The sequence below is a fragment of the Nocardioides sp. NPDC057577 genome (assembly GCF_042801335.1).
Lineage (GTDB): Bacteria > Actinomycetota > Actinomycetes > Propionibacteriales > Nocardioidaceae > Nocardioides.
This window is the reverse complement of the sequence record NZ_JBHVGB010000168.1, coordinates 1-13,590: the sequence shown is the minus strand read 5'-3', so window position 1 is coordinate 13,590 and position 13,590 is coordinate 1. Positions and strand designations below refer to the sequence as shown.

Here is a 13,590-nt window from a genome sequence, read left to right as displayed (position 1 = left end):
GTCACCGGGTGACTGCGAACTTCGACCTAGTCGCTACTCCGGCTTGATACCCAGCCGGTCGAGCTCCTCGTCGATGATCGCGGTGTCCAGCTTCTGGAAGACCGGGGTGGGCTTGGCGATCGGGGTGCCGACAACGATCGGGTGGCGCTCCCAGGTGGGCGCGCCGGCGTAGTCGCCGGTGATGATCGGGTAGGGCTTGCCGGTGTCGAGGTCCTCGGCCTCCTCGATGCGGGGCATCGGGGCCACCTCGCCCTTGCCGCCGAGGGCCTTGTCGATCTCGTTGGCGGAGAACGGCAGGAACGGGGACAGGATCAGGTTGAGGTCGGCGACGCACTGGGCCATCACGTGCAGCACGGTGCCGAGCCGCTCGCGATCCGACGGGTCCTTGGCCAGCTTCCACGGCTCGAGGTCGGTGACGTACTTGTTGACCTCGCCGACCGCGCGCATCGCCTCGCCGATCGCCTGCTTCTGCCGGTGGCGGCCGATCAGGTCACCCACCGTGCCGAACGCGGCGCCGACGGTGTCCAGGATCGCCTGGTCGGCCTCGGTCAGCGTCCCGGCGGCGGGCAGCTCGCCGAAGTTCTTCGCGATCAGGGTGGCGGTGCGGTTGACCAGGTTGCCCCAGCCGGCGACGAGCTCGTCGTTCGTACGCCGCACGAACTCGGCCCACGTGAAGTCGGAGTCGTTCGACTCCGGGCCGGCGGCGGCCACGAAGTAGCGGAACGCGTCGGGCTGGTAGCGCGAGAGCAGGTCGCGTACGTAGATCACGATCTTCTTCGACGAGGAGAACTTCTTGCCCTCCATCGTCAGATACTCGCTGGAGACGACCTCGGTCGGCAGGTTGAGCGTGCCGTACTCCCCAGGCTCGCCACCCTTCGAGCCGCCACCGTTGTAGGCGATCAGCTCGGCCGGCCAGATCTGGGAGTGGAAGACGATGTTGTCCTTGCCCATGAAGTAGTAGGACAGCGCGTCCGGGTCGTTCCACCAGTCGCGCCAGGCCCCGGGCGAGCCGGAGCGCCTGGCCCACTCGATCGAGGCGGACAGGTAGCCGATGACCGCGTCGAACCAGACGTACATCCGCTTGGTCGGGTTCTCGCGCCAGCCGTCCAGCGGCACCTTGATGCCCCAGTCGATGTCGCGCGTCATCGCGCGCGGGCGGATCTCCTTGAGGATGTTCTGGCTGAACCGGATGACGTTGGGACGCCACAGGCCGGTCTGCTCACGGTCGTCGAGGAACGCGTGCAGCGCGTCAGCCAGGGCGGGCAGGTCGAGGAAGAAGTGCTGCGTCTCGACGAACTCCGGGGTCTCGCCGTTGATCTTGGAGACCGGGTTGATCAGCTGGTCCGGGTCGAGCTGGTTGCCGCAGTTGTCGCACTGGTCACCACGCGCGCCGTCGGCCCCGCAGATCGGGCAGGTGCCCTCGATGTAGCGGTCGGGCAGGGTCCGGCCGGTCGACGGGGAGATCGCGCCCTTGGAGGTCTGCTCGACGAAGTAGCCGTTGTTGTAGACCCCGAGGAAGAGCTCCTGCACCACCGCGTGGTGGTTGGCCGAGGTGGTGCGGGTGTAGAGGTCGTACGTCAGGCCGAGCGAGGTCAGGTCCTCGACGATGATCCGGTGGTTCTTGTCGACGAGCTCCTGGGGAGTCACGCCGGCCTCGTCGGCGGCGATCAGGATCGGGGTGCCGTGCTCGTCGGAGCCGGAGACCATGAGCACGTCGTGGCCCGCCATCCGCATGTACCGACTGAAGACGTCGGAGGGCACGCCGAAACCGGCGACATGGCCGATGTGGCGCGGGCCGTTTGCGTACGGCCAGGCGACTGCGGACAGAACGTTGCTCATGGGCAGCATCCTAGTGAGCGGACGCCATAGGTTTGATTCGACGGGCCAGCAGCGGCCGACGCCTCAGTTGAACATCTGGTCGCGCTGGTAGGCGTACTTCCGGATCCACGGCAGCCACTTGGCGAGCTGGGCGCCGGGGCAGGAGGTCTCGTTGGTGTGGAAGTGGCCGTCGATGACCCAGACCCGGACCCTGCGGCCGGCCGGGAACCGGTCGCTGCCCTGCGAGATCGTCTCGAGCGTGCCGCGCGCGTCGCGGCCGGCCATGTCGAGCTTCCACGCCGCCATCCGCTCGGTCTTGATGAGAGCGTCGTCGGAGGGACGTACCTTCTCGAAGTTGCCGATCAGGGCGATGCCCATCGACTGGTGGTTGAAGCCACGCGTGTGCGCGCCCTTGACGAGCCGGTCGATGCCACCGGAGCGACCCTCCCAAGCGCGGCCGTACTTGTCGATGAGGAAGTTGTAGGCGATGTCGAACCACCCCAGTGACCTGGTGTGATAGCTGTAGATGCCGCGGATGATCCCCGGCACGTCGCCCTTGGAGTAGTTGTTGCTCGTGGCGGTGTGGTGGATGTGGACCTGCTTGAGCGAGCTGTTGTACTCCGGGCGGCCGTTGCGCCAGGAGTTATTGGCACCCCACTGCTTCCGGGTGAAGATCACCGGCTTCGGCGCCCATCGCGGCTTCGACCGCGCGACCCGGCCGTTGACGCCGTTCCCGTCGCCGGCACTGCCGTAGCCGATGTCGTCGGCCTCCCGCTTCGGAGCCTTGACGTCCTCCTGCGGCCCGGTGTTGATCAAGGTCAGCTTCAGGTCCTTGGGCTGCGCTCCCTCGACCCGCACCTGCACGCCGCTGGCCCGGCCGGTCCACACCGGCTGGGTGCCTCGGCGCTCGACCTTGCCGCGGGCGGCGACGGCCTCCTCGGCGCCGTCAGGCAGGTCCTCCTGCAGCGGCAGCTCCTGCCACTCGCGCCACCGGTCCGACTTGCTCACCCGGACCTCGACCTGGGGAGTCTCCGACCCGCTCCAGGAGACCCCGACCATCGAGAAGGTCGTCGTGTTCAGCTTCTCCGTCGAGGCCGCTGCGGCGGACCGCTCGGTCAGCCGCGGGGGGAGCTTCACGTCACGGGTGGCGATGCCGTCCTCGAGACGAGGCAGCTTGATCAGCTGACCGTCCTGGTCACCCTGGGCGGCCGCCGGATCGATCGCCGAACCGAGGGCAGGCACGAGCATCGACGCGCCGAGGACGACAGCGGTCAGGGTCACGGTGACGACGCGGGGGAAGCTGGCCATACCCTTGATTTTGGAGAATCAACGCCCCGACATGCCGCAAACGCATGTGTTCGGTGTGTCGTTTGGGACCTCTGTGACTAATGCGACCCGGCTGGAACGAACGGCACCGGCCGGCCGGCGTACGCAGCCAAGTGGTCGTAGGCACCCGAACCGTCCGGCGCCGAGAGCGCGTTGGCGAATGCCCGCCCCTTGCGCTCCGGCCCGAGGATGCGGTCCATCGCGACGACCGCCCGCTGGGCGACCGCCTCGTCGAGACCGTCCGTCGAACGCCCCAGGGAAGCGCACAGGTCCCAGGTGTGGACCGCGATCTCGGTCGACTGCCAGTCGGGGTCGATCATCACCATGTCGTCGGGGCCGACCTCACGCCACAGGTTGATCAGTGCGTTGCCGCGCGTACGCAGCTCCTCACCGAGGTTGACCGCGTAGTCCTCGCGCCCGTCCCATCCCGGCGGCGAGCCCTGGAGCATCGTCACGAAGACCCGGGGCTGGGCGATCATGTGGTTGGCCAGCTTGCGCAGGTCCCACTCGGGACACGGCGTCGGCCGGGTCAGATCCTCCGCCGTGACGGTGTCGAGAAGCTCTGCTGCCTGCGTCAGTGCGCGCTGGAGCGCGAACACTCCCATCTGGTCAACCACACGACCATGGTGTCAGGCGAGCGTGCGTCCCGCGAAAGCAGCCAGCCGCTCGTACGCCCCGGCACCCTCGGGAGCCGTCACCTCGGCGTCGAAGGCACCCGTGCGCATCTCCGGCTTCAGCGTCGCCTTCATGAAGGCCAGCCCGACCTCGGCCACCTCCGAATCGAGCTCGGAGGTCGGGACGTCGAGCGCCTGCGCGAGGTCCCAGGAGTGGGTGGCGTACTCGGCGACGAGCAGGCCGACCGGCACCACCGCGCCACCCTCCCAGCCGTCGGTGCCGGGACCCTGGTCCCACGCGTGCAGCACGTCGTCGGCACCGACCTTGAACGCCGGCCCCCAGCTCTCCCGCACGTGCGGCGCGGGCGCACCCCAGTCGGGTTCACCGCCACGAAGCATCGTGACGAAGTTGGTGCTGTCGGCGATCACGTGGTCGGCCAGGGCGCCGACGTCCCACTGCCGGCACGGCGTCGGCCGCGAGACGGTCTCGGCGTGCACCCGGTCGAGCAGGTCGCCGGTCTGGTCCAACGCTCTGGAGAGGATTCCCGCCTCGTCAGTTGTCGCCATGCAGCCAACGTACGTCTTCGCGTGCAGACCCGTCACTGCCAAATGCTCGACTACTGCATGTTCTCGAAGTCGATCTGCTGGCGGGGCTTCGGTGCGACGATCTCCGTGGGACCGTCGAAGGCGCTGAAGGTCACGTCGCCCGCTTCCTTGCCGGTGTTGGCCACCTTGACGACGTAGTGGGGCTCCTCGGCCTGAACGTAGATCGTGCCCTGCTCGCTGCTGCGGTCCTCGAGCTTGATCACGGGCTGCCCGTCGACCTGGTCCTTCGACTTCTTGATCGTCAGGCCCTCGATGGTGCTGGGGACCAGGAGCTCGAGGAACTCGTCGGAGAGCTCGTCCCAGTCGCACAGTTCGGTGAGGTCGCCGAGGTCGTCGCCACCGACGACCCACTTCTTGCCCACCATCTCGAGGATGGCGTCGGCGTCGCCACCGGCATTGGCCTCCCAGAACGCCCGGTCGGCCTTGAACCACGCCTTGCCGCCGACGACGAGCAGGGTCATCTCCCCGTCGGGCGTACCGATGGTGCCGGTGCAGTCGCCCGCCGTGGAGACGGTCATGTCGATCTTCATCTCATCGCCATTGTCGAGGCCGGCCCCCGAGAGGTGGACCGACTTCAGCGAGCTCATCGACGCCTTCGCGTCGGCGAGGATCTTCTTCGGAGACTCGTCGGCGTACGACTTCTCCTCACCCGAGGATGCACTGCCGCCGCAGGCGGCCGAGCCGGCCACGATGGCGGCCAGCGACAGGGTCAGCGCCAGCGGACGGCGCAATACGGTCGGGGTCATACCCGATGGTCCCACCGGCCGGACCCGACGGCGACCTCAAATCGGGCGCCTCGCTTCCGGCCTCAGCTGAAGTCGAGGTCGTGGACCCGGGCGCGCTTGAGCTCGTACACGTAGGGGTAGGCGGTGATCAGCTGGAACCCGTCCCAGAGCTTGCCGGCCTCCTCGCCCTTGGGTGCCTTGGAGATGACCGGACCGAAGAAGGCCGAGCCGTTCATCGCGATCGTCGGGGTGCCGACGTCGTTGCCCACCTGGTCCATGCCCTCGTGGTGGGACTTCGCGATGGCCTCGTCGAACCCGGAGTCGTCCATCGCGTCGGCCAGCTCGACCGGCAGCCCGACCGAAGCCAGCGCCTCCTCGATCAGAACGCGGTCGAAGTCACGACCCTCGACGTGGCGGCGGGTGCCGAGCGCTGTGTAGAGCTCGGCGAGCTTCTCCTGACCGTACTCGTCCTGCACCGCCATGCAGACCCGCACCGGGCCCCACGCGGTCGCGAGCATCTTCCGGTAGTCCTCGGGGATGTCCTTGTCCTGGTTCAGGTACGCCAGGCTCATGATGTGCCAGGTCACCTCGACGTCGCGCACCTTCTCGACCTCGAGGATCCAGCGCGAGGTGATCCAGGCGAACGGACAGGCAGGGTCGAACCAGAAGTCGGCGGAGGTCTTCTCGGAAGCGGGGGTGGTCTGCGTCATATCGACACTCAACCACCGCTCCGAAGGATCTGTTCCACGCCGCCTTCACAGCGGCTCGTGCGCCCAAGTCTGATCAGTCGATGACGCCGATCCAGCTCGCCAACGCTGCTATCTCTTCGTGCTGTGAACGGTCTCTCCCATGTGGACACCGGCAGTCGACATGGCTGAGCTCCACAGGCTAGCCCGGATCGAACCCCGACTACTCGTGCTCCTCATCGGCGGCAGACCAAGCCAACCTCAACTGATCTGAGAAGTGTCCACAATCCGCGGTCCCGCGCTTCGGCGCGAAACTTGGCACGCACCGACCTACGAGCGATCGCGCTCGTGAACCTTGTAGGTCACAGGGATCTCCCAGCCCAGGTGGCTCGCCACCCGATAACCAGCGTAGTTCGGGATCGAGTCCTGGATCAGGCCAGCAACGAATTCGGTGAACGACAAGTCGTACGCAGACCACATATCGAATCCACGGTCGTACACGAAAATGGGCCACGCCGAGTCAGACAGATCGAAACAGTAGCGGTTCGCGTCGGTCGACACGGCCCAGCACATGAGTCGGGTCGACATAGATGCGATCTGATAGTCCCTAGGAATCGTAGGATCGTCCCAGTCATGTTGGGCATCTTGCGTCTCGGTTGCCATGGCAAACACATCCATGCCGGCGAGAGTTCCGGGGTCGATACCTCGCCCAGCGTCGAGGTTGTCCGTGGGAGCCATTACATCGAGGTACCCGCCAAACTCCCCTGGACCGACCTCTCGCATGAACTGTACGTAGTCCTCAGGCGGATGCACCCGCCACCCTTCAGCGATGGTGGACCAGTCAAAGGTTCTTTCCCGAGCGTCCTCGACCTGGATCAATTGTGCAAGACCCATCCATGACTCCCTTTCACTCCAGTCGCAATCGGCCGAGCGGCACTGGTTGGCCGTTCCGGGTATGAATACCAAGGTTGATCCCGTAGAGCTCATTGGTGATGAAACCATTCTTCCACCGGTTCCAGGTTAATGAATGCCGCCGAGATTTCTCCATTGTTGTTGCGCTGGACCAATACCTTACATGAGTTGTCTTGGCCGTTGATGACGCCGATTCTTTCAACCATTCGAGCTGCGACTTGCTGGCCTCCCGGCCTGCTTCCTCGAAGTAGGTCGTCTAGGATAGCTAGGAATTCCGGGCCCTCCTTGAGATCTTCAAAGCGGACCGCGTCCTCATAAGCAAGGACGGCCATAACCCCCGCTTCCAAGGACACCACCTCTGGCTCGCCTCGATCGTCGACGACGTAATTCCACACGCGCAGAGGGTCCATCTCCCCGATCAGAACGCATCGCGGGAATTGATACCACTGGTTTGCAGCCGCATCGAATCGCCGAGCAACAATGACCGTGACGCCCATTCTTACTGTCTCGTCAAACCTGAGTGGATGATGCTCATCGAGGTCATCTGGATCAAGCCACCCGTGAAATTCGACAGCAAGAACGGCGGAAGACGGACTATCGATCGCACCGATGTTCAGTTCGACCTGATCCCACTGGTGATCGCCGTAATTGATCACTGAAAGGTCGGTCAGGTCGTCAGGATTCATCAGGCGATCGCATTCTGAAGGAGAGTCAAGCCTCCGTCGACCTCCGCGTCGACACCCGGCATTTGTGAAGAGACCCTTTACTCGAAACGTACAGTGAATCGACGACCTTCTGGCCGCGCAAGATCCATCTCTTCCACCTCCAGGAGGAGGGACCTTATTCGCCGATAGGCTTCTTCCCCGATTGCACGTCGACTTTGCTCAGAGTGACGCCAAACCAGATCGACCGGGCGCTCAACGTCAGTCGTTAGTCGATCCCACAGCGCTGACATATTTCGACCATAGTACGGCCCGAAGTCTAGAGCCTCAGCCAGGACACGATGCAGTTTATCTACATCGACAATCTGATCACCTTCGACCACAACTTCCATCTCACTACTTCCAATTTGGCAACTGATAAAAGGACGCATAATGGTAATTCGCGACGTACGCGAGTCCGCCCCTAGAGCATAAAGGCGGGTTCCAGACTGCTTTGAACGCTTCATCGCGTCTGTCAGAACAATGTCCGCCTCATGCCATGTTCTTCCATCGACATCCGGCAGCAGATCGTCCCCGTTGCGGAATATGTCACCGCCGATCTGGCCGCCACGAACAAAATTCCCGAGAGCCTTTCCTTCTTCCCAACCCGCCACCCTAGCTTGGCCCTTGGTCACGCGGTTCGCAGGAAGTCCTCCAGTTTCCCGCAGACTCCGGATCAGCGGGTTTGCCTTCTCCGCACGGCCGGCGAGAAGCGGATCCAGAAGTTCCGGCAGATCCTCGCCACCACGGATGAGGTGCTCAACCTCGAGCAGGCCGCCTGATCCCGGCGGCGGCCGGAGCGATTTTGTTTCGAACTCGTTACCGCTACTCCCGGGTAAACGCTTACATACCCCACTAGGCTTCCGCGGTCCGATCGCTCGGATCGGATCCATCCCCACGAAGGAGAGAGGTCTCGTGAGACTCTCGATCGACCGGAGAACAGGCTTGGTCGGCGGTGTCGTCGCCGTCGTTGCGACCGCCGCTGCCATGTTCTCGCTGCTGCCCTCGAACGCGGACGCCGCGACGACAGTCGTCCTCGACGGCGTCTCGGTCGCCGTCCCCTACGGCGGCACGCAGGTCGTCACCGTCAACCGCTCGTCCGGGACGTACGCCAACGTCCGGTTCTGGGTGAAGGCCGACGGGAAGTGGACCCAGAAGTTCATGACCACCAAGGGGCGCATCGGCTCCGGCGGGCTCGTGGCGCGTGACCAGCGCAAGCAGGGCACGAGCACCACCCCGATGGGCACCTTCAGCCTGATGTCCACCTTCGGCACCCACGCCAAGGCGAGCACCCAGAAGCTGGCCCACACCAAGATCACCAGCGAGTCCTACTGGGTCCAGGACAACAACTCGGCCTACTACAACCGCTACCGCCTCAAGTCCCAGGGCGGCTTCCGCTACTCGCTGCCCGCCAGCGACGTGAACAGCTCCGAGCGGCTGGCGGCCTACCCGACGCAGTACGAGTACGCGGTGGTCGTCAAGTACAACTACGACAACCCCGTCCGCTACCGCGGCGCCGGGATCTTCCTGCACGTCAACGGCTCCGGTGCGACCGGTGGCTGCGTCAGCGTCCCGCGCTGGATGATGAAGGAGTACTTCAGCCTTCTCGACCCCACCAAGAAGCCCGTCATCGCCATCGGCGCCTGACGCGCGCAGCACAGCAGTGTGTGCCGGAGCGATCATTCGCTCCGGCACACACTCGTTGCTGGACGGTTGTCACCTGACGGTGGTGAAGTCACCCCCGCTGGCCCAGTAGGCGACCTCGTCGCCGCTGTAGGCAGCAGTGACGGCGTACTCACCTGCGGGGAGCTTGACGAACGTGACGCCCGCCGCCCCGCCGCTGAGCGACTTGGTGACCGTACGTCCGCCGTTGGTCGTGATCTTGACCGTCCCGGTGGGCAGGTAGCCCGGCGCGGTGACCTTGACGGCCACCTCCGCCTCCCGGGAGCCGCCGGTCGCGGTGACCTTGACGGTCGGCTTGACGCGGACCCGGCCGCTGGGGCCGTACGTCTTGCTCAACGTCTCCCCGCTGCTGGACCGAGCAACCACGGTGACACTGAGGCGGTGGCTGACGTCGGCCTCGGTCGGACGGTACTTCTCGGTCGTCGCACCGGAGATCGGCGTGCCTTCCCGCGTCCACTGGTAGGAGAGGTCGACCGCCTCGCTGAAGCTGCCCGGGTCGACCTGCATCAGGCCGCCGAGACGGGTGCCGCCCTTCACGAAGCCGGCGGCGGTCTGCGACAGCTCACCGCCGCTCGGCGGCTCGGCCGGCTGCTGCGGCGCCTTGCCGCCACCGACGAGGGTGCTGGCGAAGGCGTACGACTGCTTCGGGCGGTAGCCCTCCTGGACACCGACGACGACCGCGCCGATCCTCTTCCCGGACGCCGTTGCGGGCACCTTCAGGAAGCGGGACTTGCTGCGCGCGATCAGGGTCTTGTCGGCGTACCACCTGACCTCGCCGATCTTGGCCGACGGCTCGTAGTCCGCTCCGCCGACGGAGACCGTCGAGCCGACCTTCTGGGTGCCGCTGATCTTCGGCTGCGCCAGGACCTTAAACGTGCCCTGCTCGATCGGCGGCAGGATCTGGCTCATCGTCTTGGCCCCGCTGTAGTCCCGGCGGGTGCCGGTGAGCACCGCCGCGATCTGCTTGCCGGCGAGGTGGCCGGGGATGCGGAAGGTCTTGTTGGTCGCACCAGGGATCGGCTTCTTGTTCACGATCCACTGGTAGCGGATCTTGTTCGGGTTCGGGCTCCACGAGCCGGTGTTGACGGTGACCGCCTTGCCGACCTGCGCCGTGCCCTCGACCGTGGGTCGCTTGGTGACCGAGAGGCGCTTCGTCGACGGCGTCCCCTTGTCGTTGATGTGGATGAACCCGGTCGGGTAGTTCACCGAGTCCTTGCCGATCCGGCGCCAGCTGATGTCGCTGCCGTAGTTGGACTCCGAGATCGTGATCGTGTCCGCGCCGACCTTCTCGACGATGGCGACGTGCCCGAAGCGGCTCGCGCTCGGGTGCGAGGAGTGCCACCAGGCGACCGAGCCGACGGTCGGCGTCCGGTTCGTCAGCCTGCTCAGCGCAACGCCCCAGTTGGTGGCGTTGCCTTCGCCCGACCAGGGGCGAGCGTTCGGCAGGCCAGTCTTGATGAGCTTGTACGCGACGTAGTTGGTGCAGTTCCGACCGGCGTACATGCGCCAGTACATGCTTCCCCAGGCACTTTCGTAGCCGCCGGTGGAGTAGCCCTTGCTGCGGCAGTCCGAGAAGCCGGAGCAGAGCGTGATCGAGCCCGCGTGCGCCGGTGATGCCAACTTGGGGATGCCTTGCACACCGAGGCCGACGAGCAGCAGAACCGCGCCGGTGACCAAGGTCCGGCGCAGCGCCCCGCCAGGCTTCCCCACCTGGCGCGACTCCTGTGAATACTGGTGTTTCTGTGACTTGAGGGGCACATGAGCACCCTAGAGAAAGTTGTCAACCATTGATACCGGTGTGTCGGAATTACAACACTGTATTTTTACTTTCCACGCTCAGCGACTCCCAAGAACGGGCAACAACGGCGATATAAATGTCTCGAAATCCGAGCAGAATGAGAGGATCCAGCCATGCCTGGAACCAATCTGACGCGCGCCGAAGCCACCGCTAGGGCCGCCCTCCTCGACGTCCTCTCGTACGACATCGATCTCGACCTCACCACGGGTGCTGAGACCTTCGGTTCGACGACGACGATCACCTTCACCTCCACCGAGGCCGGTGCCTCGACCTTCGCCGATCTGGTCGGTGCGACGGTCCACGAGATCACCCTCAACGGCGTGGCGCTCGACCCCACGGTGGCGTACCAGGACTCCCGGATCCAGCTGGACGGCCTCGCGGCCGAGAACGTGCTCGTCGTCAAGGCCGACTGCGCCTACTCGCACACCGGCGAGGGCCTGCACCGCTTCGTCGACCCCGCCGACGACCGCGTCTACCTCTACTCCCAGTTCGAGGTCCCCGACGCACGCCGCGTCTACACCACCTTCGAGCAGCCCGACCTCAAGTCCGTCTTCACCTTCCACGTGACCGCCCCCGAGGGCTGGAAGGTCGTCTCCAACGCCGTGACGCCCGAGCCGAAGCCGCTCGGCGACGGCCGCGCGACCTGGGACTTCGAGCCCACCAAGAAGATGTCGACCTACATCACCGCGCTGATCGCCGGTGAGTACCACGAGGTCCAGGACCTCTACGAGGGCAAGTTCGGCACGATCCCGCTGGGCCACTACTGCCGCCAGTCGCTGGTCCCCTACCTCGACCGCGACGAGGTCGTGAAGATCACCAAGCAGGGCTTCGAGTTCTTCGAGGACGCCTTCGACTTCCCCTACCCCTTCGGGAAGTACGACCAGCTCTACGTGCCGGAATACAACATGGGCGCGATGGAGAACGCCGGCGCCGTGACGCTGCGCGACGAATACCTGCCGCGCTCCAAGCAGCCGCGCTCCTTCTACGACTTCCGCGCCTCGGTGATCCTGCACGAGATGGCGCACATGTGGTTCGGCGACCTGGTCACCATGAAGTGGTGGGACGACCTCTGGCTCAACGAGTCCTTCGCCGAGTGGGCCTGCTACCACGCCCAGGCCAACGCGACCGAGTTCACCGACGCCTGGACCGGCTTCACCAACGCGCGCAAGCAGACCGGCTACCGTCAGGACCAGCTGCCCACCACCCACCCGATCGCCGCGGACAACTACGACCTGCAGGCCGTCGAGGTCAACTTCGACATGATCACCTACGCCAAGGGCGCCTCCGTCCTGAAGCAGCTGGTGGCGTGGGTCGGGCTGGAGCCGTTCCTGGAGGGGCTGATGGCCTACTTCAAGGAGTTCGCCTACGGGAACTCCGAGTTCAAGGACCTGCTGCGCCACCTCGAGGCCGCCTCCGGTCGTGAGCTCCAGGGCTGGGCCCAGGAGTGGCTGCAGACCGCCGGCGTCAACACCCTGGCGCCGTCGTTCGAGCTGGCCGAGGACGGTTCGTACTCCTCCTTCGCCGTGCGCCAGTCGGCTGCGGCCGACTACCCGACGCTCCGTCGCCACCGCATCGGCCTCGGCCTCTACGACCTCGTCGACGGTGCGCTCGTGCGCCGCGACGCGTTCGAGATCGACGTCACCGGTGAGCTGACCTCGGTTCCCCAGCTCGACGGCGTCAAGCAGCCCGACCTGCTGCTGCTCAACGAGGGCGACCTGACGTACGCCAAGATCCGGCTCGACGAGCGCTCGCTGGCCACCGCGCTGTCGTCGCTCTCCGGGCTGGACGACTCGCTCTCGCGCGCGCTGATCTGGGGTGCCGCCTGGGACATGACCCGCGACGCGGAGATGCGGGCCAGCGACTTCGTCGAGCTCGTGCTCGCCAACATCGGCCAGGAGACCGACGCCTGGGGCGTCACCCGGATCCCGGTCTTCGCCGCCCAGGCCGTCGGCTCCTTCTCGGCCCCGGCCAACCGCGACGCCCTCAAGGCGCGCTGGGAGACCGGTCTCAAGAGTCTGCTGCAGAGCGCCGCCCCGAGCAGCGACCACCAGCTGACCTTCGCCCGGACGTACGCCGCGGCCGCCCGCTCCGAGGCCGCGATCGCCGACCTCCAGGGGCTGCTCTCCGGCGACCTGGTCCTCGACGGTCTCGACATCGACCAGGACCTGCGCTGGGCGCTGGTCACCGGCCTGGCCGCCTCGGGCACCTTCGGCGAGGCCGAGATCGACGCCGAGCTCGAGCGCGACAACACCATCTCCGGCAAGGAGAAGTCGGCCGCCGCCCGCGCCGCGCAGCCGACCGCCGAGGCCAAGGAGGCGGCCTGGGACTCGGTCGTCGTCCGCACCGACGTCGCCAACGAGACCGCCCGCTCGATCGTGCTCTCGTTCCAGCGCGGCGGCCAGGACGAGGTGCTGGCGCCCTTCATCGACCGCTACTTCGAGGCCGCCGACACCCTCTGGGACCACCTCGGCACCCACCGCGCCTCGACGGTGCTGGAGTTCATCTTCCCCAAGCCGGCCGCCTCCACCGAGCTCCTGGAGAAGGCCGACAAGTGGCTCGAGACCTCCCCCGCCGAGCCCGCCGCCAAGCGCTACGTCCGCGAAGGACGTGACGAGGTCGCCCGCGCCCTCGCCGCTCAGGAGCGCGACGCGCAGTAACGCGATGTCAGGCCGAGTCGGCTCGTTCTGACCGAAAAGCCCGCCGAGTCGGCTCGTTCTAACG

13 protein-coding genes are annotated in these 13,590 nt (G+C 65.9%); 3 read left to right on the top strand and 10 right to left on the bottom strand.

The features are described from left to right. Window positions 1-33 precede the first annotated feature (33 nt). From metG to ACFU7D_RS24245, 9 genes are all read right to left on the bottom strand, one after another. A complete protein-coding gene (metG, locus tag ACFU7D_RS24285; protein ID WP_378872141.1) occupies window positions 34-1,839 on the bottom strand; it encodes a methionine--tRNA ligase in 1,806 nt (601 codons plus the stop codon). Window positions 1,840-1,902: 63 nt separating this feature from the next. Beyond that, the gene (locus ACFU7D_RS24280) at window positions 1,903-3,126 is read right to left on the bottom strand and encodes a peptidoglycan recognition protein (RefSeq protein WP_378872138.1); all 1,224 of its coding nucleotides are present in this window, start codon (window positions 3,124-3,126) and stop codon (window positions 1,903-1,905) included. Window positions 3,127-3,203: 77 nt separating this feature from the next. Next, window positions 3,204-3,761: a maleylpyruvate isomerase family mycothiol-dependent enzyme gene (locus tag ACFU7D_RS24275; protein WP_378872136.1), complete on the bottom strand. Its 558-nt coding sequence runs from the start codon at window positions 3,759-3,761 to the stop codon at window positions 3,204-3,206. Between the two features lie 12 nt (window positions 3,762-3,773). Then, on the bottom strand, window positions 3,774-4,325 hold the full coding sequence (locus ACFU7D_RS24270) for a TIGR03086 family metal-binding protein (protein ID WP_378872133.1): 552 nt from the start codon (window positions 4,323-4,325) through the stop codon (window positions 3,774-3,776). A 50-nt stretch (window positions 4,326-4,375) separates the two neighbouring features. Beyond that, window positions 4,376-5,110: a hypothetical protein gene (locus tag ACFU7D_RS24265; RefSeq protein ID WP_378872130.1), complete on the bottom strand. Its 735-nt coding sequence runs from the start codon at window positions 5,108-5,110 to the stop codon at window positions 4,376-4,378. 62 nt (window positions 5,111-5,172) lie between these two features. Further along, the gene (locus ACFU7D_RS24260; protein ID WP_378730224.1) at window positions 5,173-5,799 is read right to left on the bottom strand and encodes a DsbA family protein; all 627 of its coding nucleotides are present in this window, start codon (window positions 5,797-5,799) and stop codon (window positions 5,173-5,175) included. A gap of 306 nt (window positions 5,800-6,105) precedes the next feature. Then, the gene (locus ACFU7D_RS24255; protein WP_378872113.1) at window positions 6,106-6,669 is read right to left on the bottom strand and encodes a hypothetical protein; all 564 of its coding nucleotides are present in this window, start codon (window positions 6,667-6,669) and stop codon (window positions 6,106-6,108) included. Between the two features lie 89 nt (window positions 6,670-6,758). Beyond that, window positions 6,759-7,373 carry a hypothetical protein gene (locus tag ACFU7D_RS24250; RefSeq protein ID WP_378872110.1) on the bottom strand — a complete coding sequence of 205 codons (615 nt, stop codon included), beginning with the start codon at window positions 7,371-7,373 and terminating at the stop codon, window positions 6,759-6,761. 77 nt (window positions 7,374-7,450) lie between these two features. Beyond that, a complete protein-coding gene (locus tag ACFU7D_RS24245; protein ID WP_378872143.1) occupies window positions 7,451-7,741 on the bottom strand; it encodes a barstar family protein in 291 nt (96 codons plus the stop codon). Window positions 7,742-7,882: 141 nt separating this feature from the next. Here ACFU7D_RS24245 and ACFU7D_RS24240 point away from each other — a divergent pair, with 141 nt between their 5' ends. Next, on the top strand, window positions 7,883-8,170 hold the full coding sequence (locus tag ACFU7D_RS24240; protein ID WP_378872145.1) for a hypothetical protein: 288 nt from the start codon (window positions 7,883-7,885) through the stop codon (window positions 8,168-8,170). 133 nt (window positions 8,171-8,303) lie between these two features. Then, complete coding sequence (locus ACFU7D_RS24235) at window positions 8,304-9,035, top strand: L,D-transpeptidase family protein (RefSeq protein WP_378730234.1); 732 nt, start codon at window positions 8,304-8,306, stop codon at window positions 9,033-9,035. 69 nt (window positions 9,036-9,104) lie between these two features. Here the strand turns inward: ACFU7D_RS24235 and ACFU7D_RS24230 are convergent, their stop codons facing one another. Then, window positions 9,105-10,781 carry a CHAP domain-containing protein gene (locus tag ACFU7D_RS24230; protein WP_378872107.1) on the bottom strand — a complete coding sequence of 559 codons (1,677 nt, stop codon included), beginning with the start codon at window positions 10,779-10,781 and terminating at the stop codon, window positions 9,105-9,107. Between the two features lie 201 nt (window positions 10,782-10,982). On the opposite strand from ACFU7D_RS24230, the gene pepN reads away from it, so the two are divergent. Then, window positions 10,983-13,526 (top strand): aminopeptidase N, encoded by a 2,544-nt coding sequence (gene pepN / locus ACFU7D_RS24225; RefSeq protein ID WP_378872104.1) that lies wholly within the window; start codon window positions 10,983-10,985, stop codon window positions 13,524-13,526. Window positions 13,527-13,590: the final 64 nt, after the last annotated feature.

Excerpts from the sequence above, each read along its gene's own strand:
- ACFU7D_RS24255 (WP_378872113.1), bottom strand. The coding sequence starts at position 6,669 with ATGGGTCTTGCACAATTGATCCAGGTCGAGGACGCTCGGGAAAGAACC.
- ACFU7D_RS24245 (WP_378872143.1), bottom strand. The coding sequence starts at position 7,741 with ATGGAAGTTGTGGTCGAAGGTGATCAGATTGTCGATGTAGATAAACTG.
- ACFU7D_RS24240 (WP_378872145.1), top strand. The coding sequence starts at position 7,883 with ATGCCATGTTCTTCCATCGACATCCGGCAGCAGATCGTCCCCGTTGCG.
- ACFU7D_RS24250 (WP_378872110.1), bottom strand. The coding sequence starts at position 7,373 with ATGAATCCTGACGACCTGACCGACCTTTCAGTGATCAATTACGGCGAT.
- ACFU7D_RS24260 (WP_378730224.1), bottom strand. The coding sequence starts at position 5,799 with ATGACGCAGACCACCCCCGCTTCCGAGAAGACCTCCGCCGACTTCTGG.
- metG (WP_378872141.1), bottom strand. The coding sequence starts at position 1,839 with ATGAGCAACGTTCTGTCCGCAGTCGCCTGGCCGTACGCAAACGGCCCG.
- ACFU7D_RS24270 (WP_378872133.1), bottom strand. The coding sequence starts at position 4,325 with ATGGCGACAACTGACGAGGCGGGAATCCTCTCCAGAGCGTTGGACCAG.
- pepN (WP_378872104.1), top strand. The coding sequence starts at position 10,983 with ATGCCTGGAACCAATCTGACGCGCGCCGAAGCCACCGCTAGGGCCGCC.
- ACFU7D_RS24280 (WP_378872138.1), bottom strand. The coding sequence starts at position 3,126 with ATGGCCAGCTTCCCCCGCGTCGTCACCGTGACCCTGACCGCTGTCGTC.
- ACFU7D_RS24265 (WP_378872130.1), bottom strand. The coding sequence starts at position 5,110 with ATGACCCCGACCGTATTGCGCCGTCCGCTGGCGCTGACCCTGTCGCTG.